Source organism: Nonomuraea polychroma (assembly GCF_004011505.1).
Lineage (GTDB): Bacteria > Actinomycetota > Actinomycetes > Streptosporangiales > Streptosporangiaceae > Nonomuraea > Nonomuraea polychroma.
The window spans coordinates 5415164-5436839 of record NZ_SAUN01000001.1; the positions used below are offsets into that span (position 1 = coordinate 5415164).

Here is a 21676-nt window from a genome sequence, read left to right on the forward strand (position 1 = left end):
GGAGGTCACCGATCATCCCCCCAGCCGCCCGCGGTCACAGATCCTCCTCCACGCGGCCCGCGCCGCTCGTGACCGTCTCGTACACGCGTACGACGTCCCGCGCCACCGTGGACCAGTCGTACTTCCTGACCGCCACCAGCGCCTCCGCGGCCAGCTTGGCCCGCCGCTCCGGCGCGTCGAGCAGCGCCGCCGCCTCGCGCGCCAGCGAGCCGGCGTCACCGTTGGCGAACAACGCGCCCGCCTGCCCTTCGCCCAGCACCCTGCGGAAGGCCGGGATGTCGCTGGCCAGCACCGTGGCCCCGGAGGCCATGGCCTCGGCCAGCACGATGCCGAAGCTCTCCCCCCGCGTGTTCGGCGCGCAGAACACGTCGACCGAGTGGTAGGCGCGGATCTTGTCCGCCTCGCTCACCATGCCCAGCACCGTCACCCGGTCGTGGAAGCGCTTGGGCACCCGCTCGTAGACGTCCTCGGCATCGCCCGGCCCGGCGATGAGCAGCTTCACCTCCGGCCGCTCCGCCGCCAGCGTCGCGAACGCCTCCAGCAGGATCGGCAGGCCCTTGCGCTCCTCGTCCATCCGCCCCAGGAAGCCGATCGTGGCGCCGTCGGCCCCCCACCCGTCCAGCGGGTCGGCTTCGGTGTAGCGGGAGACGGTCACGCCGTTCGGGATGAGCACCGCGTCGCCGCCGAACTGCTCGACCAGGCTCTTGCGGGCGGCGTCGGAGACCGCGATGCGGCCGCTGAGCTTCTCCAGCGCGCTCTGCAGCAGCGGCTCGGCCACCGCGATGGCCCGCGAGCGCTGGAACGACGCGTGGAACGTGGCCACGATCGCGCCCTTCGCCGCCCAGCACGCCAGCACGCCCAGGCTCGGGATCAGCGGCTCGTGGATGTGCAGCACGTCGAACCGGCCCGTGCGCACCCACCGCCGCACCCGCGCCGCCGACAGGAAGCCGAACGACATCCTGGCCACCGACCCGTTGTAGGGCACCGGCACCGCCCGCCCCGCCCCGGTCACATAAGGCGGCAAATCATCGTCGTCGGCCGCCGGCGCGATCACCGACACGTCGTGCCCCTGCGCCATCAGCGCCTGCGCCAGGTCGTCGATGTGCTGCTTGACCCCGCCCGGCATGTCCCACGAATAGGGGCACACGATGCCGACCTTCATCGCGGCAGGTCCTCCAGCCAGAGCCGCTGCAGCATGTGCCAGTCCTCCGGATGCTCGGAGATGCCCTTCTCGAACACCTCGGCCAGCCGCTGCGCCACCACCGCGACCTTCTCCTGCCGCGTGCCCTCCTCCGGGACGGGGATCTCCTCGTGGATGTGGATGCCCCAGTCGCCGTCCACGAAGTAGACGGTCGCCGGCAGCAACGCGGCCCCGGTCTGCACGGCCAGCAGCGGCGGCCCGGCCGGCACCTTCGTGGTGGCGCCGAAGAAGCGCACCTCGATGCCGCTCTTGGTCAGGTCACGCTCGGCAGGCAGGCACACCACGCCGCCCTTGCGCACCCGCATGGCCAGGGTGGCGAAGTTGTGCCCGTCGCCGCCGGTCAGCGGCAGCACCTCCATGCCGAGCCCCTCGCGGAAGGCCACGTAGCGGCGGAAGAGCGACTCCGGCCGGAGCCGCTCGGCCACCGTCGTGAACGGATGTCCGACGCCCACCAGCCAGGCTCCGGCCTGGTCCCAGTTGCCCATGTGCGGCAACGCCAGCACCACGCCCCGCCCGGCCGCCACTGTGTCGTGGATGTGCTCGGCCCCTATGACGTGGGTGCGCCGCACGATCTCCTCGGTGCTCATGGACGGCAGCCGGAAGATCTCGTGGAAGTAGCGGAAGTACGAGCGCATGCCCGCCCTGGTGAGCTCGCGCAGCTCCCGGCTGCCCACGCCCAGGCCGGTCACCCTGGCCAGGTTGGACTCCAGCCGGCGCACCGACTTGCCGCCTTTGGCCCACACCCGGTCGGCCAGGAAGCGGAAGACCGCGGCCGTCGGCCGCTCGGGCAGCAGCGGAACGAGCTTCCAGCCGGCCGCGAAGCCCGCGGCTACGACGCGATCGCCGAACGACGCCTTCTCGCTCATGTCTCCCTCGTCTGCCGGTAGACGGCCACCACCCGCTGCCCCACGGTGATCACGCTGGCCGCCGCCAGCAGCCACATCCCCGCAGGCAGAATGTACGGCACGCCGAGCCCCGAGAAACAGGCCGCGACCAGCGCCACGACCAGCCGCTCCGGCCGCTCGGCCAGCCCGACGTCGGCCGTGAGCCCAAGCCCTTCGGCCCTGGCCTTGGCGTACGACACCACGGCCCCCGCGATCAGGCACACCAGCGTCACCGACGCCATCAGCGTGTCCTGTCTGGAGATGAAATACAAGATCAGGCCGGCGAAGATGGCGGCGTCGGCCACCCGGTCGAGCGTCGAGTCGAGGAACGCCCCCCAGGTGCTGCCCCCCTTCCCACCGAGCCGGGCCACCAGGCCGTCGAGCAGGTCGAACAGCACGAAAACCGTGATCACGAGTGCCCCCAGGGTCAAATGGCCCAGGGGGAAGAAGGTCAGGGCGGACACGACGGTGCCGAGGGTGCCGATCGCCGTGACGGCGTTCGGGCCGATCCCGTGGCCCACCAGAGCCCTGCCCAGCGGGGTGAGTATCCGGGTCATGGCCGGGCGCAGGAGTTTGAGCATCGCCGTCCGATCGTAGGCCATCACGGACCTGACAACTTTCTTTGCCCTGCCCCTCTTGTGATATCCGCCACACGGGTATTTGGTGAACACACCGCGTCCATGCGGTTTCTGTCACGCTTCCGCGCGGGCGCGGCGTTGGAAAACACACCGACGACGCGGGAGGCGACGTGGCGGAAAGAAACACGGGAGGCGCCGTAGGAGCCGCGGGCAGGGCACCCGCGGCCGACAGGGCGGATGCGATACGCAATGTCGTGCTGGTCGGCCACTCAGGAGCAGGTAAGACGACTCTGGTCGAGCAGCTGCTGGCCGCCACGGGCACTATTCAGCGCCCGGGACGGGTAGAGGACGGCAACACGGTCAGCGACTTCGACGAGGTCGAGGTCAGGCAACAGCGGTCGGTCAACCTCGCCTTGGCGCCTCTGCTGCACAGCGGAATCAAGATCAACCTTCTCGACACCCCCGGCTACGCGGACTTCGTGGGCGATCTGCGGGCCGGGCTGCGTGCCGCCGACGCCGCGTTGTTCGTGGTGTCGGCCTCCGAGGGGATCGACGGGCTCACCCAGATGCTCTGGGAGGAGTGCGCCCAGGTCGGCATGCCGCGCGCAGTCGTGATCACCAAGATCGACCACCAGCGGGCCGACTTCGACGAGGTGCTCACCAGTTGCCAGGACGTCTTCGGCGACGGCGTGGCGCCCCTCTACCTGCCGGTGATCACCAACGGGCACGTCAACGGGCTGATCGGGCTGCTCACGCAGAAGTTCTACAACTACGCGACCGGCACCCGCACCGAGAAGGAGCCCGGCGCGGAGTACGAGACGCAGATCGAGGAATACCGCGGCAGCCTGATCGAGGGCATCATCCAGGAGAGCGAAGACGAAACGCTCATGGACCGCTACCTCTCGGGCGAGCCGATGGACACCAAGGTCCTCATCGAGGACCTGGAGAAGGCCGTCGCGCGCGGCAGCTTCTACCCGGTGCTCTGCAGCGGGCTGGGCGTGGGGGCGCACGAGGTGCTCGAAGTCATCACGCAGGGCTTCCCGTCGCCCCTTGAACACCCGATGCCCGAGATCACCGACCTGTCCGGCAAACCCGTCAAGGGCATTGTCTGCGACCCGGACGGGCCTCTGGTGGCCGAGGTCGTCAAGACCACCAGTGACCCGTACGTGGGCCGCATCAGCCTCGTCCGCGTCTTCTCCGGGACGCTGCGACCCGACATGACCGTGCACGTGTCCGGGCACGGCCTGGCCGACCGCGGCCACGAGGACCACGACGTGGACGAGCGCATCGGCACCCTGACCTGCCCGCTGGGCAAGCACCAGCGCGGCGCGGCCAAGGGCATGGCGGGCGACATCGTGGCGGTGGCCAAGCTGTCACGCGCCGAGACCGGCGACACCCTGTCCGAGGTGGACCGGCCGCTGCTCATGACCGCCTGGGCCATGCCCGAACCGCTGCTGCCCGTGGCGATCAGGGCCAAGTCCAAGGCCGACGAGGACAAGCTGTCGCAGGCGCTCGGCCGGCTCGTCGCCGAGGATCCCACGCTGCGCCTGGAGAACAACGCCGAGACCCGCCAGCTCGTCCTGTGGTGCATGGGCGAGGCCCACACCGACGTGCTGCTGGACCGGCTGTCCAAACGGCACGGCGTCGAGGTCGAGCGCGTGGACCTGCGGGTGCCGCTGCGCGAGACGTTCGGCGGCAAATGCCAGGCGATGGGCCGCAACGTCAAGCAGACCGGCGGGCACGGCCAGTTCGCGATCTGCCACCTGGAGGTGGAGCCCCTGCCGTCCGGCGGCGGGTTCGAGTTCGTTGACAAGATCGTGGGCGGCGTGGTGCCCCGGCAGTTCATTCCGTCGGTGGAGAAGGGTGTACGGGCCCAGATGGAGCGGGGCGTCGTCGCCGGCTACCCGATGGTCGACGTGCGCGTCACGCTCTACGACGGCAAGGCGCACTCGGTCGACTCCTCCGACATGGCCTTCCAGATCGCCGGCCAGCTGGCGCTGAAGGAAGCGGCATCGAAGGTGCCGACCCTGCTGCTGGAGCCGGTGGACGAGGTCTCCATCCTGGTGGCCGACGACTACGTGGGGTCGGTGATGTCCGACCTGTCGTCGCGGCGCGGGCGGGTGCTCGGCACCGAGCCCGTCGGCACCGGACGCACCCTGGTCAAGGCCGAGGTGCCCGAGCTGGAGATCACGAGGTACGCGATCGACCTGAGATCCATGTCACACGGGACGGGCACCTTCACCCGCTCGTTCCTGCGCTACGAGCCACTGCCGCCCAACCTCGCGAGCAAGGTGGCGGCGGCGGATTGAGCCCCGGATGAGCATCGGATGAGCTGAGGAGCCGGGAGGGCAATCTGGTCCCTCCCGGCCCAGCCATGCTCTTTTATCACAGAGTGATCACGACTTCATTTCTTTTTTTCGTCCCGACCACCCCTGAGCAGCTGTCACACTGGGTGGCATTATGCGAACTGGACGCCCACTCCTAGCCGCCGCAGCCCTCGCCGTCGTCACCGCCACCGCCGCCTACGCGTTCGGCCCCGGTGCGACCGAGGCCCCCGCGGCGAGCAAGAAGAAGACGACCACCGCCGCCACCCCCGTGGCCGCCTGCAAGGCCGACGCCCGCTACCCGAAGCGCCAGCTCCGGGGCGTCTGGATCGCCACGGTCAAGAACATCGACTGGCCCTCGCGGACCGGGCTGTCCGCCGAGCGGCAGAAGGCCGAATACATCAAGATCCTGGACAGCGCGGCCAAGCGCAACTTCAACGCCGTCTTCGTCCAGGTGCGACCCGCCTCCGACGCGCTCTACAAGTCGTCGATCGAGCCTTGGTCTCAGTTCCTGACGGGCACGGCGGGCAAGGACCCGGGCTGGGACCCGCTGCCGTTCCTCATCGACGAGGCTCACAAGCGGGGCCTGGAGTTCCACGCGTGGTTCAACCCGTACCGGGCCTCCTACGACGCCGACGTCGCGAAGCTGCCCGCCAACCACCCGGCCCGGCAGCACCGGGACTGGACGGTCAAGTACGGCGACCGCCTCTACTACAACCCCGGCCTGCCGCAGGTGCGTGAGCACGTCGTCAAGGTCATCACGGACGTGGTGGACCGCTACGACGTGGACGGGGTGCACTTCGACGACTACTTCTACCCGTACCCGGGCGAGGGCGGCCAGTTCAACGACACCGCCGCCTTTACAAAGTACGGCAAGGGCAAGAGCCTGGCCGACTGGCGGCGTGCCAACGTCAACACGCTCGTCGCCGAGGTGGACAAGGTCATCCACGAGCGGAAGAGCCACGTCAAGTTCGGCATCAGCCCGTTCGGCATCTGGCGGAACAAGTCGAACGACCCGTCGGGCTCCGCCACCAACGGCATGTCCGCCTATGACTCGATTTATGCCGACGCCAAGGCGTGGATCAACTCGGGCACCGTCGACTACGTGATGCCGCAGCTCTACTGGCCGCGCGGCTTCAAGGCCGCCGACTACAAGGTGCTGGCTCCGTGGTGGGCGCAGGCCGTCAAGGGCTCCGACGTGCACCTGTACATCGGGCAGGCCCTCTACCGGGTCGGCGCCCAGGACGACAAGGCCTGGACCAAGCCGGACGAGCTGGCCGCGCACCTGACGCTCAACCGCAAGCACAAGCAGGTGGACGGCGACGTCTACTTCAGCGCCAAGCAGCTGCTCACCAACCCGCTGGGCGCGATGGACCGGGTCGCCAAGGACCACTACGGCCGGCCTGCCCTGCTGCCGCTCATGAAGGAGCGCGGCGGCCAGGCGCCGGCCGCGCCGGCGGGGGCGAAGGCCCTTGCCCAGTCGGCGGGGGCGAAGGCCACGGGCTCGACGATGACCTGGACGCCGTCGGCCGGGGCCCGCGCGTACGCGGTCTACCAGCTGCCGGAGCCCGGCGAGGACTGCCAGGCCACGGACGCCCGCAACCTGGTCGCGGTCGTCTCCGACCCGTCGTACGTGGTCAAGGCGCCGGGAACCTACCTGATCACCTCGCTCGACCGCCTGCACAACGAGAGCAAGCCGGTCAAGGTGAAGGTGGACGCGGTCTGATCACCGCCGCTCACCATGCCCGCCGGCCCCACCGTGGGACCGCCCGAGGGCCGAGCGCAGCACGCGGCCGACGCCGCGGCTCGGCACGGCACAGGGTGCACGGACAGCGCAACGTAGCGACGGCGGGCACGGCCCCCTGACAGGTCACCGCCGTCGCGCCTGATCCCGCCGCAGCCACGCCTGACCCGTTCTGGCCGGTCGCTGCCGTTCCAGGGCGGGCGGGGTCGGTGGTGTCAGGGCAGGGCCGCCGCGTCAGGCCATCTCCCATGCCCGACGTTGCCTCGGCGCACCTCCGGTTCGTGAGAGGGTAGTCGCAACCTGTGGCGCCTGGAGGCGACCTTCCTCTACCGTGCCACGGACATCATCGACGCGGGAGGTCATCGGGGTGAGGCGCGCGGTAGTCGTGCTGGCCGTGCTGCTCGGCCAGCTGCTGACCGGCCAGGGGCTGTTCACGGGGGCGGCGCGAGCCGAAGACGGCGCCGATCGAATGGCACGCGCCGAGGACGGCGCCGTCCGGGTGGCGCAGACGGGGCGGGTGGCCCTCATCGGGGTGTCCGGGCTCCACTGGAACGACCTCACCCAGGCCGACACCCCCAACCTCTGGGACCTGGCCTCATCCAGCGCGATCGGCTCGCTTTCCGTCCGGACCGTCGGCAACGTGACCTGCCCCTACGACGGCTGGCTGACCGTGTCTGCGGGCACGAGGTCGGCCGTCGGCTACGGCTGCGGCGCACCCCCGATGCCCGAGCAGCAGGGAGCGGGCGCGGTCATCCCTGACTACCGCTACCTCATCGACGTGGCCGGACAGCGCAACGCCGGCACTCTCGGAGAGTCGCTGAAGGCGGCCGGGCAGTGCTCGATCGCGATCGGGCCGGGCGCCGCGCTCGGGCTGGCCGACCGGCAGGGCGCGGTTCAGCAGTACCACGCCTCGCCGCTCCAGGTCACGACCGCCGACCTGGAGAAGTGCCGGATGATCGCCATGGACGTGGACGACCTCATCCGCCCCTACCTGACCGGCGACCGGCTGCCGAAGGAGCCCGAGTTCCTCACCCCCGCCCAGCGGCGCCAGGCGCTGCGCCTGGCCGACGCCAAGGCGGGCGCGCTCCTGGCAGTCCTGCCCGCCGACACGACGGTGCTGCTCGCGGGGCTGTCCGACCACGGCTCCGTACCTCACCTGCGAGTGGCCGCGCTCCGCGAGCCCGGCGCGGAAGGCCGCCTGCTCGGCGCCGCCTCCACCCGCCGCGAGGACATCTCGATCCTGCCCGACCTGACCTCCACCGCGCTGACCAAGCTCGGCGTGGCGGTGCCCAGCACGGTCGTGGGTGTGCCCATGCAGGCGGGCGAGCACGGCGCCACCTTCGAACGCCTCCAGCGTGCCGATGCCACCGCCCAGACCATGCGCTCGGCGAAGGGGCAATACTTCACGGCCCTGGCGGTGCTGCAGGTCCTGTTCTACGTGCTGGCGTTCCTGCTGCTGCGCCGCCGCAAGCAGCTGCCCTGGGTACGCGCGGCCGCGACGGCGCTGGCGGCGCTGCCCGTCACCTCGTTCCTGGTCAACCTGCTGCCGTGGTCCACCCACCTGGAGCTGTTCGGCGGCATGCTGGCCTGGTGGGCGGCGATCACCGCCCTGGCGCTGGCCGGGCCCTGGCGGCGCCGGCCGCTCGGCCCGCTGGCCGTTGTCGCCGGCGTCACCGCGCTCACGCTCGCCGGCGACCTGCTGACCGGCACCACGCTCCAGCTCAACAGCTTCATGGGCTTCAGCGCCGAGCAGGGGGCCCGCTACTTCGGGCTGGGCAACATCCCGTTCGCGCTGTTCGCCACCGGCACGCTGCTGACGACGACGGCGATCGCGCACCGCTGGCCGGGCAAGATCGGGCTGGCCGCGATCGTGGGGCTCGGCGCGGCCGCGATGGTGCTCGGCGGGTCCGGGCTGGGCAGCGACTTCGGCGGCGTGATCGCGTTCGTGCCGGGCATCGCGGTGACCGCGCTCATCCTGGCGGGCCGGCGGGTGTCGCTGATGAAGCTGGCGTTGTTCTGCGTGGCCGGCGGGGTGATCGTGATGACGTTCGCCTGGATCAACTACCTCAAGCCGGCCAACGAGCAGACCCACCTGGGCCGGTTCGTGGGCCAGGTGCTGACCGGCGAGGCGCTCGACGTCATCTGGCGCAAGCTGATGGCCATGCTGGGCACGCTGCTCAACCCCAACCTGATGCCGATCGTGATCGTGGCCGTGGCGTTCCTCGTGTACGCGATGCTGCGTCCCGAGCAGGCCTCGGCCGGAGTCGTCCCGGCCGCGTTCGAGCACTCCCCCGCGCTGCGGGCCGGGCTGATCGGTACGCTGGTCAGCGGCGTGGTCGGGATGCTCGTCAACGACTCGGGCGCGGCCGTGCTGTCCATGGCGCTGGCGCTGGCCGTACCCCTGCTGCTGGCCACCGGCATCGGCGTGATCATGCGGCGGGAGCAGTCAGCCCCAGGCGTCGGCGAGAAGCTGGCGCGTGTCGCGAAGTAGCTGCGGCAGGACCTTCGTCTGGGCGACGACCGGCATGAAGTTCGTGTCGCCGCCCCACCGGGGCACGACGTGCTGGTGCAGGTGGGCGGCGATGCCCGCGCCGGCCACGTGACCGAGGTTCATGCCGACGTTGAAACCCTGCGCGCCGCTGGCCTTGCGCAGCGCCCGCAGCGACTTCTGCGTGAACTCCCCCATCTCGACCAGCTCGTCCGGACGCAGCTCGTCGTAGTCGGACACGTGCCGGTAGGGGACGACCATCAGGTGGCCGGAGTTGTACGGGTAGAGGTTGAGCACCGCGTAGACGCTCTCGCCCCTGGCGACGATCAGGCCGTCCTCGTCGCTCATCTTGGGGATCGCGTCGAACGGGCACCCGTCGTCGGGGCCGGTGCCCGTCGGTTTGTTCTCACCCTTGATGTAGGCCATGCGATGCGGGGTCCACAGACGGTCGAAGTTGTCGGGAGCCCCGGCCCCTGCCTGATCGTGCATAACTAGCAGCATAGGACCACGGACAAATGGGGTCCGCTTCCGGCACAATCCTGAGCATTCGCCTACAGGAGGCCGCGATGAGCGAAGCTTTAGCAGAGCATTCCGTACCGCCCGCCGAAGCCGAGAACGCCCAGAACACCGAGTACACCGAGACTGGCGAGACCGCCGAGAACGCCGAGAACCCGGTACCGCCGGACGACGGCCCCCTCGTCGAGCCGCCGGCGCCCTACCCGTCCGGCGCGACGGTGAAGGGGCGGATCAAGATCGCCGACGAGGTCGTGGAGAAGGTCGCCGCTCTGGCGGCCCTCGAAGTGGCTGGGGTCGCCGACATGGGCGGCGACCTGGCGCGCGCCTTCGAGTCCGTACGCGACCGCATCGGCATCGGCTCGCGGCGCGGCACCCAGGGGGTCAGCGCGCAGATCCAGGACCGTCAGGTGGCGGTGAGCGTCACGATCGTGGTGGAGTACGGGCACGTGGTGATGGAGGTCGCCTCGGAGGTCAAGATGAACGTGGCCAGGAGCGTGAGCCGGATGCTCGGATTGCGCGTCATGGAGGTCAACGTGACCGTGGACGACGTCCGCCTGCCGGGCGAGGGCCGCCCTGCCCCCTCCGAAGACCCGTCCGACGACGCCACCATGGCCCCCTGACCGCCCACGGCCGGAGGCGGGCGGCCGGCCACCTCACACGCGCCTCCCAACAGCGCCGACCTCCCGCCCTCCGGCCATCAGCACACGCCCCCGCCCCCGGGCCGGCGCAGCGCACGACCCGCCGGCCGCCGCAAAACGCATGGGACGGGGCATGGCACGGGGCACGGCCAGCGCACCACAGGGCGCGCACAGCACGGCGCACCCCCACGGCCGACGCCCGCGCCTCACGGCGGGCGCAGCGCAACGCGCGGCCGCCAGCCGTCACACCACGCGGCACGGGCAGCACAGCGCAGCACACGGCCGGCGGCCACCGCAACGCAGGCACGGCGAGCACCACCGCAGGGCACAGCCAGTGCACCGCACCCCACGGCCCGCGGCTCGCAGGGCGCCACACCGCACCGCCGGCGCATACGGCACGGCACGGCACCGCCCGCGCAGCACGGCACGGCACCGCCGGCGCGCCGCAGGCTACAGCCAGCGCAGTGCCGCACGAGGTGCGAGGTACGCGGCCAGCCATAGACCGTTTCCCACCCGGCAGGCGCGACGCCGTCAGTGCACGGACGTGGATGCGACGGACCCGAGTGCGACAAACGTGAAGGCGACAGACCTGAGTGCGCCTGACACGGGGCGCCGGACATGGGGCGCCGGACGCGGGGGCGCCGGACGCGGGGGCGCCGGACGCGGGGCGGAGGGCGTCTTCTTGGGGCGTCGGGTTTGTCTCGGCTCGTGCCGCGCCGTGCCGGTGCTGCCTAGGGTGTGAGCCATGACAACCGATCAGCTCGAGCCCATGCCAGACGACTGGCAGCGGGCCCTCGCCATCGTGGCCCACCCCGACGACCTCGAGTACGGCTGCGCGTCCGCGATCGCCACCTGGACCGATGCCGGACGCGAGGTCGCGTACGTGATCGCGACCCGGGGTGAGGCAGGCATCGACACGCTCGAGCCCGCCACATGCGGTCCCGTGCGGGAACGTGAGGAGCGGGCCAGCGCCGCCGTGGTCGGGGTGAGCAGTGTGGAGTTCCTCGACCATCAGGACGGCGTCATCGAGTACGGCGTCGCCTTGCGCAAGGACATCGCCGCCGCCATCCGCAGGCACCGCCCCGAACTGGTCATCACCTTGAACCCGGACGACACCTGGGGCGGCACGTACTGGAACACTCCGGATCACCGGGCGGTGGGCAGAGCGGTGCTGGACGCCGCGGGAGACGCGGGCAATAGGTGGATATTTCCGGACACTGATGCGGAGCCCTGGAACGGCGTCCGCTGGGTCGCCGTTGCCGGCACCGACTCCCCCACACACGCCGTGGACGTCACCGACGGGCTGGAGCGCGGCGTGCGGTCCCTCATGGAGCACCGTGCCTACATCGAGGCCCTCACCGACGAGAGTCCCGAGACCTACGTACGCGACCTGATCGAGGGCTTCGCCCGGCAGACGGCGGAGCGCTTCGGCGGCCGCCCGGCCGTGACATTCCGCCTCTTCACCAAGTAACTCGACACGTCCGGAAACGGCGGCGACGGCCCCCGATCTCGCCCCTGATGCTCGGCGGAGCAGCCACGCCGCTCCGCCGATCATCGTCGTCAGACCTGGATGCGCCGCTCCACGGCGTTGACGATCTCGGCGATCGCCTCGTCCACCGGCACGCCGTTCTTCTGCTCCCCGCTGCGGTAGCGGAACGAGACCGCCCCGTTGGCGATGTCGTCGTCGCCGGCCAGCAGCATGAAGGGGACCTTGGCCTTCTGCGCGTTGCGGATCTTCTTCTGCATGCGGTCGTCGGCCGTGTCGACCTCGATCCGCACCCCCCGCTCGGCCAGCTTCTTCGCCACGTCCTGCAGGTAGGACACGTGCGCCTCGGCGATCGGGATGCCCACCACCTGCACGGGCGCCAGCCAGGGCGGGAAGGCGCCGGCGTAGTGCTCGGTGAGCACGCCCAGGAAGCGCTCGACGGAGCCGAACAGCGCCCGGTGGATCATGACCGGGGTCTGCCGGGATCCGTCCGCCGCCTGGTATTCCAGGCCGAACCGCTTGGGCTGGTTGAGGTCGAGCTGGATGGTGGACAGCTGCCAGGTGCGGCCGATCGCGTCCTTGGCCTGGACGGAGATCTTCGGCCCGTAGAAGGCCGCGCCGCCCGGGTCGTCCTTCAGCGTCAGCCCCGACTCGGTGGCGACCTGGCGCAGCGCGTCGGTGGCCTCCTCCCACTCGGCGGGGTCGCCGATGAACTTCTCCGACTCGTCGCGGGTGGACAGCTCCAGATAGAAGTCGGTCAGGCCGAAGTCACGCAGCACGCTGAGCACGAACCTCAGCAGCGACTTGATCTCATCGGCCATCTGCTCCCTGGTGGTGTAGATGTGCGCGTCGTCCTGCGTCATGCCGCGTACGCGGGTCAGCCCGTGCACCACGCCGGACTTCTCGTAGCGGTAGACCGATCCGAACTCGCACAACCGCAGCGGCAGCTCACGGTAGGAACGCCCGCGCGACCGGTAGATCAGGTTGTGCATCGGGCAGTTCATCGGCTTGACGCGGTATTCGATGCCCTCCAGCTCGAACGCCGGGAACATGTCCTCGGCATACCAGGGAAGGTGCCCGGAGGTCTCGAACAGCGACGACTTGGTGATGTGCGGCGTGTTGACGAACTCGTAGCCCGCCTCGGCCTGCCGCCTGCGCATGTAGTCTTCCATCTCCTTGCGGATGATCCCGCCCTTGGGATGGAAGATCGGCAGGCCGCTGCCCAGCTCCGGCGGGAAGCTGAACAGGTCGAGCTCGACGCCGAGCTTGCGGTGGTCGCGCTTCTCGGCCTCCTCCAGCAGCTTGAGGTATTCGTCCTGCTTGTCGCGGGACTCCCATGCGGTGCCGTAGATGCGCTGCAACTGCGGGTTCTTCTCGCTGCCCCGCCAGTAGGCGCCGCCGGCGCGCATGAGCTTGAACGCCGGGATCGACCGGGTGGACGGCACGTGCGGGCCGCGGCACAGGTCCTTCCACTTGAGCTCGCCGGTCTTGGGGTCGAGGTTGTCGTAGATCGTCAGCTGCCCGGCGCCGACCTCGACCGACTCCTCGTCAGCAGCGCCGCCCTTCAGGCCGATGAGCTCCAGCTTGTAAGGCTCCGCGGCGAGCTCCTCGCGCGCGTCCTCGTCGCTGACAGGCCGGCGGGAGAACAGCTGCCCCTCCTTGACGATCTCCCGCATGCGCTTCTCGATGCGCTTGAGATCGTCGGGGTGGAACGCCTGCTCGACGTCGAAGTCGTAGTAGAACCCGTTTTCCACGGGCGGCCCGATGCCCAGCTTGGCCTCGGGGAACAGCTCCTGCACCGCCTGCGCCATGACATGGGCGGTGGAGTGGCGGACGATGGCCCGGCCTTCCTCGCTGGAGGCCTCGATCGCCTCCACCACGTCGCCCTCGGCCACGACGTGGGCCAGGTCGCGCGGCTCGCCGTTGACCCTGGCCGCGACGACCGTGCGGCCGTCGGCCTCGAGCGCCTCACCGGCCGTCGTGCCGGCCGCGACCACACGCTCGGCTCCGGCGAGGGTGATGCGTAGCTCGGCTGACACGGTGACTCCCTTGGGATCGCGCCGGCGCCCGGCACCGGCGCTGCTTCGGTGGTGAACACCGATGCTATCGCGGGTGAAAGCCCAGCTTTGTCAGCTCCTTGCGGGTCCCGTGGAAGACGTTGCGGTCGAGGGGGCTGTTGACGTACTGGTGGATGGTCCAGTCCCGCCACGGCCTGGGCACCAGAGGCCGGCCGCGGGGCCGATCGGGGCCGGCGATCCAGAGCGGGTATTCGGCCAGGCCCGCGCAGTTTCCGCGGTTCGCGAACGAGTGGTACGTGTACACGAACGGTCGTACCCGCCCGTGCCGTTCGACGTAGTGGCACCAGCGGCGCGCGAACCTGGCGACCCGCTCGGGGCGCAGGCCGTCGTCCTCTTCGAGGTCGAGCGCGAGCAGGTCGCCGCGGCGCAACCCGCCCGCCGCCCGGATCGTGGCCAGGAAGTGGCGAGCCTGCTCGATGGGGTCGCCCTTGGGACGGGCGAAGTGGTACGCGCCGCACACCATCCAGGTCTCGCGCATGCCGTTCCAGTTACGCGCGAACCACTTGTCGGTGTAGTCGCCGCCCTCGGTGGCCTTGGCGAAGGCGAAGGCCACTCCGGCTTCTGCGTGGCCGGTCCAGTCGACGGAGCCCTGCCAGTTGGACACATCTATGCCTTGCAGCACGCCCTTCACCTTGCCGGATTTTATTGAGATGTCTACCGATCAGCCCCGCGCCGCGCCGATTAGCAGGTTCCGTGTGCGTTCCTTGTTGCTGAACACCGAGCCCACGAAGTCGGTGACCCCGGCCCGCTCCAGCTCTTCGAGCTGGGCCAGCACGCTCTTCTCGTCACCCACGATGGCCACGTCGCCGGGGCTCGCGGCACCTTCCTTGTCGAGCATGGCACGGTAGGAGGGCAGCTGCCCGTAGACCGCGAAGATCTCGTTCGCCCGGCTGACGGCGGCGTCGCGGTCGTCGGTGACGCAGACGGGCAGCGCGCAGACGATGCGCGGGGCCTCGCGGCCCGCCTCGGCCGCCGCTGCCGTGATCGTGGGCGCGACGTGCTCGGCGACGGTCTTGGGCCCGGTCATCCACAGGACGGTGCCGTCGGCCACGGTGCCGGCCAGTTTGAGCATGCGCGGGCCGAGCGCGGCCACCAGCACGGGGAAGCCCGCGCCGGGCGTGGTCAGCTTGAGGTTCGCCTTGAGCGTCTCGCCCTGGTATTTGACGTGTTCGCCCCGGCTGAGCGGGATCAGGATGTCGAGGTATTCCTTCATGTGCCGGCCCGGGCGCTCGAAGTCGTACCCGTACATGCCTTCGATCACCATCTTGTGTGACAACCCGATGCCGAGCGCGAGCCGCCCGCCGAGCGCCGCGTTGACGGTCATGGCCTGCTGGGCGAGCACGGCCGGGTGGCGCGGGTACGTCGGGACGACGGCGGTGCCGAGCTCGATGGCCGGCGCCTGCGCGCCGGCGGCGGCCAGTGCGGTCAGCGCGTCGAGGCCGAAGATGTTGGCGAGCCAGGCCGAGGTGAAGCCGTCCTCCGCCGCCTGCGCGATCTGGTCGCGGAGCCCGCCGATGGGGTCGGGTCCTTTGGGCTCGGTGAGGTAATACCCGTAACGCATAGTAACAGAACTCCGTTCTGGTGGCTGACGCGAATGTACCTTCCCACGCCGCCGTGCGGTCATCCGCCGGAAGGGCCCGCATTTGTAAAGTGGCCTACATGACCCACGAACGCGCCGGACAGCCCGCTCAGCCCGCCGACCTGGTCGATGTCGCCCGGCTGGTGACGTCCTATTACGCCCTGCATCCCGATCCTGAGGAGGTGGGGCAGCGGGTCGCGTTCGGCACGTCGGGGCACCGGGGCTCGTCGTTCAACACGGCGTTCAACGAGGACCACATCCTGGCCACCAGCCAGGCCATTTGCGAATACCGGCGCGAGCAGGGCTCGGACGGGCCGCTGTTCCTGGGCATCGACACGCATGCGCTGTCGGAGCCCGCGCGGGTGTCGGCGCTGGAGGTGTTCGCGGCCAACGAGGTCGAGGTGCTGATCGACACGCGGGACGGCTACGCGCCCACGCCCGCCGTCTCGCACGCCATCCTGACGCACAACCGGGGGCGGACGTCGGGGCTGGCGGACGGCGTCGTGATCACGCCGTCGCACAATCCGCCGGCGGACGGCGGGTTCAAGTACAACCCGCCGCACGGCGGGCCCGCCGACACCGACGCGACCTCGTGGATCCAGGACCGGGCCAACCGGCTGCTGAGCGACATGAGCGCCGTGCGGCGGGTCCCGTACACGAAGGCCTTGGACCGGGCGGGCCGGTACGACTTCCTCGGCTCGTACGTGGACGACCTGCCGTCCGTGCTGGACCTGGACGCGATCAGGTCGGCCGGGGTGCGGATCGGGGCCGATCCGCTGGGCGGGGCGAGCGTGGCGTACTGGGGGGAGATCGCCGAGCGGCACCGCCTCGACCTGACCGTGGTCAATCCCCTCGTCGATCCGACGTGGCGCTTCATGACGCTCGACTGGGACGGCAAGATCCGGATGGACTGCTCGTCGCCGTACGCGATGGCATCGCTGATCGCAAACCGGGACAAATACGATATTTCCACTGGAAATGATGCCGACGCCGACCGCCACGGCATCGTCACCCCGGACGGCGGGCTGATGAACCCCAACCACTACCTGGCGGTCGCCATCTCCTACCTCTACACCCACCGCGACGGCTGGCCGTCGGACGCCGGGATCGGCAAGACCATGGTCAGCAGCGGCATCATCGACCGGGTCGCGCAGTCGCTGGGACGGCGGCTTTACGAGGTGCCGGTGGGCTTCAAGTGGTTCGTGCCGGGGCTGCTGGACGGGTCGCTGGGGTTCGGGGGCGAGGAGAGCGCCGGGGCGTCCTTCCTGCGGCGGGACGGGTCGGTGTGGTCGACCGACAAGGACGGGATCATCCTGGCGCTGCTGGCGTCGGAGATCCTCGCCGTCACCGGCAAGTCGCCGAGCGCGCATTACCAGGAGCTGGTGGGGCGGTTCGGCGAGCCCGCGTACGCGCGGGTGGACGCGCCGGCGACGCGGGAGGAGAAGGCCGTGCTCGGGAAGTTGTCGGCCGAGCAGGTGACGGCCTCGTCGCTGGCGGGCGAGCCCATCACGGCGGTGCAGACGTCGGCTCCGGGGAACGGGGCGTCGCTGGGCGGAGTGAAGGTCTCGACGGAGAGCGCCTGGTTCGCGGCGCGGCCTTCCGGGACGGAGGACGTCTACAAGATCTACGCCGAGTCCTTCCGCGGCCCCGACCATCTGGCCAAGGTCCAGGAAGAGGCCCGCTCCCTCGTCTCCGCCGCCCTCGGCTGACGTCCCGCCGCGGCTGGGCGTGCTCGGCGGCGACATCAGCGCGCCGCGACGACCTGATCCCAGATATGTGGGCGGCCGTTCGACCCGACCGCCACGCCTCCCACCACCTGACCAGAGCGCGAGGAAAGGGGCGTCGGCGGGCTCGGCTGGCGCCCCTTTTCACGCACGGCCCCTTCTGGTCCCCAGCTACTTCGCCGCCTCCTGCGGCGGAGCCCCACTATCGATCATCAGGCAGTACATCGAACAGCAACGCCGACCGACCTGACACCCTGGGTACGCGCTACGCGCTCCGGTCTGTCCCGGCTCCACCGAGTCATCCCCTGACGGGGACCGCATTCATCCCCGGCCTGAAGGATCCTGTTGCTGGCAGACCAGCAACAGGATCCTGAAGGCCGAGGCTTTTCCGCGGACCTTCGGTAACCCCTCTACCAGGCGACGGGTAGCTCCTTGACGCCGTAGACGATGGCGAGCTCCCTGAACGGCACCTCGCCGGCGACCCTCAGCGCCGGGAAACGGCGCAGGAGCGCGCGGAAGGCGATGCGCATCTCCATCTGCGCCAGCGGCGCGCCGATGCAGCGGTGGATGCCGTGGCCGAACGCCAGGTGCGAGACGTCCCGGCCCGGCCGGATCTCGTCGGCGTCCTCGCCCAGCGCCGCGGGGTCGCGGTTGGCGCCGATCAGCGAGCACAGCACCAGCTCGCCCTTCTTGATCGGCACCCCGTGCAGCTCCAGGTCCTGGCGGGCGAAGCGCGGGAAGGCCACCTGCACGACCGACATGTAGCGCAGCAGCTCCTCGACGACGTCGTTGACGTAGCCGTCGACCTCGCGCACCTTGGCGGCCTGCTCCGGGTTCTGCAGCAGCCACAGCGTGCCCAGCGCGAGCATGCTGGTGCTGGTGTCGTGCCCGCCGGTCAGCAGGCCGTCGGCCATGCTGGCCAGCGTGCGGTCGTCCAGCTCGTCGCCGTGGTCGCGCAGGAGCTGCCCCAGCAGGCCGTCACCCGGGTTCTGCCGCTCCCTGGCGACAAGTTCGGTCAGGTACGTCATCGCGTCGTTGATCGCCTGCAGCGAGGCCTCGGGCCCGGCCGTGAAGTCGAACCGGTCCTTGCTGATCTTGACGAACCCGGCGCGCTCGTCGTAGGGCACGCCCAGGAGCTCGCACACCACCAGCGACGGGATCGGCAGCGCGAACTCCTCGAAGAGGTCCACCGGCATGCTCTCGGCGCCCTTGGCCTCGATGCGGTCCAGCGCCTCGTCGACCATGGCCTCGATGCGCGGCTCCAGCCTGCGCAGGCGCCGCACGGTGAACTCGGGGGTCAGGAACTTGCGCAGGCGCGTGTGCTCGGGCGGGTCGCGGAAACCGAGGCCGCCCGGGTCCTCCTGGTTGGAGCCGAGACCGATCACGCCCGCGAAGTCGTTGCTGAAGCGCTCGTGGTCGCCGAGCACGGCGCGGACGTCCTCCCAGCGGGTGACGAGGTACACGGTCTGGTCGCCGGGGATCTCCATCGGGAAGACGGGGTGCTCGGCCCGGATGCGTCCGAGCTCACCCACGGGATCGAACCCGTCGCGCATGAACTGGACGAGCGGGAAATCACTGTCTGACATCGAATCCGTCCTGCTGGGATACATCACACGATCTTGGGATAAATCCCTCGATAGATGGTCCCATTTAGAAGCGCGTTCGGTGCCCTCCGAAAGGAGGAATTTTCATCTCAGACCCGCGTCGGCCATCGTCCCGTCGGCCTCGTGCCCTCAGCCGGCGGCCACGGTCCTGGTGACCTCCGCGGGCGGTGGTTCGGTGCGGTCGCGGGCGAAGAGCAACGGCTCGGGCAGCGGCGCCTCGGCCGGCAGCGCCGGGGGTGCGGGCTTGGGCCGGCGTGGCTCCCGTACGCCGCCCTCCCCGCCCGGCGGACGGCTTCGGTCCATGCCTGTCACCCTCTGGGTAGGCCGGTGCGTACGCCGTTGATGGTGGGAATCAGGAGCAAACTGAGGCTGCAGACGGCGTTTGGCGTACAAGATGGCGACATTCTGCGATGATCTCGTCGCAGAGCCGGACCCAGAGCCACCCCCCGAGCCACCACGGATAGTGACAGATGCCGACATTCGAGGAAATAGCCGCCTTCGTCAGTGAGAAGCCGCTCGCCACCGCTGTCATCGCGCTGCTCGGCCTGGCCGGGCTCGCGGTCGCGTTCGTGGTGTTGAGGATCACCTGGAGAGCCGCAGCCTGGTTGATCTCCAGATACGTCGCCCCGCGTCCGATCGAGGACGTGTTGACCATCGTGGCCGCGTCCATCGCCACGGGCGTGTCCGCGCAGGGCATGTGGCGCTTCTCCGAAGACGTGCTGGGCCTCGACGGGCCGCTCAGGTTGCTGCTGTTCGCGTTCATCGAGATCGCGATCATCACCAGCGCCGTCCGCGCCCGCCGCAACATGCGCGAGAACTTCTCCGCCGGCATCGACGGCATCGCCGTGTGGGCGCTGACCTGCCTGACCGCGGTGCTGTCCAGCATGGACGCGCGTAGCCTGCCCGAGGCGGTGTTCCGGCTGGCCGCCCCGCTGGTGGCCGCCTGGTTGTGGGAGCGCGGCATGGCCATCGAGCGCCACCGCATCCGCGGCACGGGCCGCATCAACTGGCGGCTCACGCCGGAGCGGCTGCTGGTCAGGCTCGGGCTGGCCGAGGTCAGCGACCGTACGACGAGCGAGGTCGACGCCCACCGCAGGCTCACCCGGGTCGCGCTGGCCGCCAAGCGGGCCAAGGCGCTGCGCGAGGCCGGGGCCTCCGACCGCAAGATGCGCCACGCGCTGGCCAAGCTCGACAAGGCCATGGACCAGGCCGTCGAGCACACCGGCCTGGCCGTGGACCCGGCCCGCCAGGAAGCGCTGCTGGCCCAGATCGCCGCGCTCTACAACACCTCCGCGCTCATCGACGCCGATCCCCGCGTGCCCTGGGAGCCGGAGGCCGACCACCACCCGGTGCCCGCCCGCCCGGCGCTGCCTCCCGCGCTGGCCGAGCTCGTCAACGACGAGGACGAGGACGTCGAGGTGCTCGACACCACCCCGCAGGTCGTCTCCACCGCCGAGCGCGCGGCGCAGATCCGGGCCGCCCGCGAGTTCTGGGACCGGCAGATCGCCAAGGGCATCGTGCCGCGTACCGTGGACATCGCCCAGGAGATCGGGATCTCGCTGGCCACGGCGCGCGAGTATCGTGCCCTGTGGAAGCTGGAGCCGCAGGCGCACGCCATCATCGAGGCGCTGTACCAGCAGCATGGCATCGTGGACACCGGCGCCTTCCCCGCACTCGGAGCCGACGGGAGGGTGCTGACCAAGCACTGAGCGGCACCGGGGGAGCACACGCTTGCGGGAGCGCACACTCGACCGCGTCAGGAAACTCCTGGCCAAGGCCGAACGCACCGACAATGACCACGAGCGGGCCACGTTCATGGCGGCGGCGTCGGCGCTCATGGCCAAGCACGGCATCGACACGCTTCCGCCCGCCGGCACGCGGCAGACGCCCGGCGACCGGATCGTCACCCTGCCGGGCCCCTGGGCCAGGGAGAAGGCCCGGCTCGTGAGCCTGGTGGCGCAGGCCGTGCGCTGCCGGCCGCTGCTCATCGGGCGGGGGGACGGCGGGCAGCGGGTGCACGTGTTCGGGTTCGCCGCCGACCTGGAACGCGCCGACCTGCTGGCCACGTCGCTGCTGCTGCAGATGGCCTCGGGGCTGGCGCGTGTTCGGGTCCCCGAGGACGTCACGGCCGTGCGGGCCTACCGGCGGTCGTGGATGCTGGGGTTCACCGACGAGGTGTACCGGCTGTTGTGCGAGGCCGAGTCCCGCGCCGAGGCCGAGTCCGCCGGCACGGGGACCGAGCTCGTCCTGGCCGACCGCCGCGCCGAGGTGGCGCGGGCGGTCGCGGCCCACTATCCGCACATCAGGATGAGCGTGCCCCGCACCAGCGGCTCCGGCTACCGCGACGGCGTGGCCGCAGGCCGCCGCGCCGACCTCGGCCGCACCGGGATGCCGGCCGCCACAGCCCGCGAGCTGAGCCGGTAAGCCCTTTCCATAGATCCGTTTGGGCTGGCGTGGAACGGGCATGAGCGCGCACACGGAACGCCTCACGATGGGGACAGGCCTCCCGTGAACGCATCCCCCCGCCTCATCACCGCCGACCGCCTCCGCGACCTCGCCCGCGACCTCCTGATCGCGGCCGGCGCCCCGGCGGCACCGCGGCCACGGTCGCCGCGTACGAGGCCGGCCTCGCCGGGCACGGCTCGCACGGCGTGCGGCGGCTCGGGAGGAGGCCAAGGCGCCGCTGCGGCGCACGGCCCAGCCCGAGCACATCGCCCAGATGGTGCTCGCGCTGCTGGAATCGGACATGGTGACCGGGGAGGTGCTGGTCGGGGACGGCGGCCGCCACCTGGGCTACTGATCCACCCAATTCCGCCACATTCAGCACCGGCA

General features: G+C 70.4%; 17 protein-coding genes and 2 pseudogenes. 10 read left to right on the forward strand and 9 right to left on the reverse strand.

Annotated elements, in window-relative coordinates:
• Positions 1-34 precede the first annotated feature (34 nt).
• Genes EDD27_RS24690 through pgsA form a run of 3 tightly spaced genes read right to left on the reverse strand, consistent with a single transcriptional unit; the run spans position 35 to position 2687 of the window.
• Positions 35-1162 carry a glycosyltransferase family 4 protein gene (locus tag EDD27_RS24690; RefSeq protein WP_127934489.1) on the reverse strand — a complete coding sequence of 376 codons (1128 nt, stop codon included), beginning with the start codon at positions 1160-1162 and terminating at the stop codon, positions 35-37.
• Positions 1159-2067, reverse strand: coding sequence for a phosphatidylinositol mannoside acyltransferase (locus EDD27_RS24695; protein ID WP_127934490.1), 909 nt, complete (start codon positions 2065-2067; stop codon positions 1159-1161). The genes EDD27_RS24690 and EDD27_RS24695 overlap by 4 nt, the downstream gene beginning before the upstream one ends.
• A complete protein-coding gene (gene pgsA, locus EDD27_RS24700) occupies positions 2064-2687 on the reverse strand; it encodes a phosphatidylinositol phosphate synthase (protein ID WP_127934491.1) in 624 nt (207 codons plus the stop codon). The genes EDD27_RS24695 and pgsA overlap by 4 nt, the downstream gene beginning before the upstream one ends.
• 146 nt (positions 2688-2833) lie before the next feature.
• Between pgsA and EDD27_RS24705 the strand changes: the two genes are divergently transcribed.
• From EDD27_RS24705 to EDD27_RS24715, 3 genes are all read left to right on the forward strand, one after another.
• Entirely contained in the window at positions 2834-4972 is a 2139-nt protein-coding gene (locus tag EDD27_RS24705; RefSeq protein ID WP_127934492.1) for an elongation factor G-like protein EF-G2, read from the forward strand.
• 151 nt (positions 4973-5123) lie between these two features.
• Positions 5124-6713 carry a glycoside hydrolase family 10-like protein gene (locus EDD27_RS24710; RefSeq protein WP_127934493.1) on the forward strand — a complete coding sequence of 530 codons (1590 nt, stop codon included), beginning with the start codon at positions 5124-5126 and terminating at the stop codon, positions 6711-6713.
• 385 nt (positions 6714-7098) lie between these two features.
• A complete protein-coding gene (locus EDD27_RS24715) occupies positions 7099-9222 on the forward strand; it encodes a hypothetical protein (protein ID WP_241564234.1) in 2124 nt (707 codons plus the stop codon).
• Here the strand turns inward: EDD27_RS24715 and EDD27_RS24720 are convergent.
• Positions 9178-9708, reverse strand: a complete 531-nt coding sequence (locus EDD27_RS24720) for an HIT family protein (RefSeq protein ID WP_241564235.1) — start codon at positions 9706-9708, stop codon at positions 9178-9180. The genes EDD27_RS24715 and EDD27_RS24720 overlap by 45 nt on opposite strands.
• A 77-nt stretch (positions 9709-9785) precedes the next feature.
• Between EDD27_RS24720 and EDD27_RS24725 the strand changes: the two genes are divergently transcribed.
• Together EDD27_RS24725 and EDD27_RS24730 are read left to right on the forward strand one after the other, a co-directional pair.
• Positions 9786-10355 (forward strand): Asp23/Gls24 family envelope stress response protein, encoded by a 570-nt coding sequence (locus tag EDD27_RS24725; protein WP_127934496.1) that lies wholly within the window; start codon positions 9786-9788, stop codon positions 10353-10355.
• A 763-nt stretch (positions 10356-11118) separates the two neighbouring features.
• Positions 11119-11844 carry a PIG-L deacetylase family protein gene (locus EDD27_RS24730; RefSeq protein WP_127934497.1) on the forward strand — a complete coding sequence of 242 codons (726 nt, stop codon included), beginning with the start codon at positions 11119-11121 and terminating at the stop codon, positions 11842-11844.
• Between the two features lie 89 nt (positions 11845-11933).
• On the opposite strand, the gene thrS is transcribed toward EDD27_RS24730, so the two are convergent.
• The 3 genes from thrS to EDD27_RS24745 form a co-directional block, all read right to left on the reverse strand.
• Positions 11934-13898, reverse strand: coding sequence for a threonine--tRNA ligase (gene thrS, locus EDD27_RS24735; protein ID WP_127934498.1), 1965 nt, complete (start codon positions 13896-13898; stop codon positions 11934-11936).
• A gap of 64 nt (positions 13899-13962) precedes the next feature.
• Complete coding sequence (locus EDD27_RS24740; protein ID WP_164903775.1) at positions 13963-14559, reverse strand: glycoside hydrolase family 25 protein; 597 nt, start codon at positions 14557-14559, stop codon at positions 13963-13965.
• A 39-nt stretch (positions 14560-14598) separates the two neighbouring features.
• On the reverse strand, positions 14599-15498 hold the full coding sequence (locus EDD27_RS24745) for a TIGR03564 family F420-dependent LLM class oxidoreductase (protein WP_127934500.1): 900 nt from the start codon (positions 15496-15498) through the stop codon (positions 14599-14601).
• Positions 15499-15596: 98 nt separating this feature from the next.
• Here EDD27_RS24745 and pgm point away from each other — a divergent pair, with 98 nt between their 5' ends.
• Entirely contained in the window at positions 15597-17225 is a 1629-nt protein-coding gene (pgm, locus tag EDD27_RS24750) for a phosphoglucomutase (alpha-D-glucose-1,6-bisphosphate-dependent) (protein ID WP_127934501.1), read from the forward strand.
• A 181-nt stretch (positions 17226-17406) separates the two neighbouring features.
• Positions 17407-17490: pseudogene (locus EDD27_RS24755) on the forward strand (IS200/IS605 family transposase); the annotation flags it as partial.
• A gap of 160 nt (positions 17491-17650) precedes the next feature.
• Here the strand turns inward: EDD27_RS24755 and EDD27_RS24760 are convergent.
• Together EDD27_RS24760 and EDD27_RS54550 are read right to left on the reverse strand one after the other, a co-directional pair.
• Complete coding sequence (locus EDD27_RS24760) at positions 17651-18826, reverse strand: cytochrome P450 (protein ID WP_127934502.1); 1176 nt, start codon at positions 18824-18826, stop codon at positions 17651-17653.
• Positions 18827-18973: 147 nt separating this feature from the next.
• On the reverse strand, positions 18974-19147 hold the full coding sequence (locus tag EDD27_RS54550) for a hypothetical protein (protein WP_164903776.1): 174 nt from the start codon (positions 19145-19147) through the stop codon (positions 18974-18976).
• Between the two features lie 167 nt (positions 19148-19314).
• On the opposite strand from EDD27_RS54550, the gene EDD27_RS24765 reads away from it, so the two are divergent.
• The 3 genes and pseudogenes from EDD27_RS24765 to EDD27_RS58875 form a co-directional block, all read left to right on the forward strand.
• Positions 19315-20553 (forward strand): hypothetical protein, encoded by a 1239-nt coding sequence (locus EDD27_RS24765; protein ID WP_127934503.1) that lies wholly within the window; start codon positions 19315-19317, stop codon positions 20551-20553.
• A gap of 22 nt (positions 20554-20575) precedes the next feature.
• Complete coding sequence (locus EDD27_RS24770) at positions 20576-21268, forward strand: DUF2786 domain-containing protein (RefSeq protein WP_127934504.1); 693 nt, start codon at positions 20576-20578, stop codon at positions 21266-21268.
• A gap of 235 nt (positions 21269-21503) precedes the next feature.
• Positions 21504-21644 (forward strand): annotated as a pseudogene (locus EDD27_RS58875) (SDR family oxidoreductase); the annotation flags it as partial.
• Positions 21645-21676: the final 32 nt, after the last annotated feature.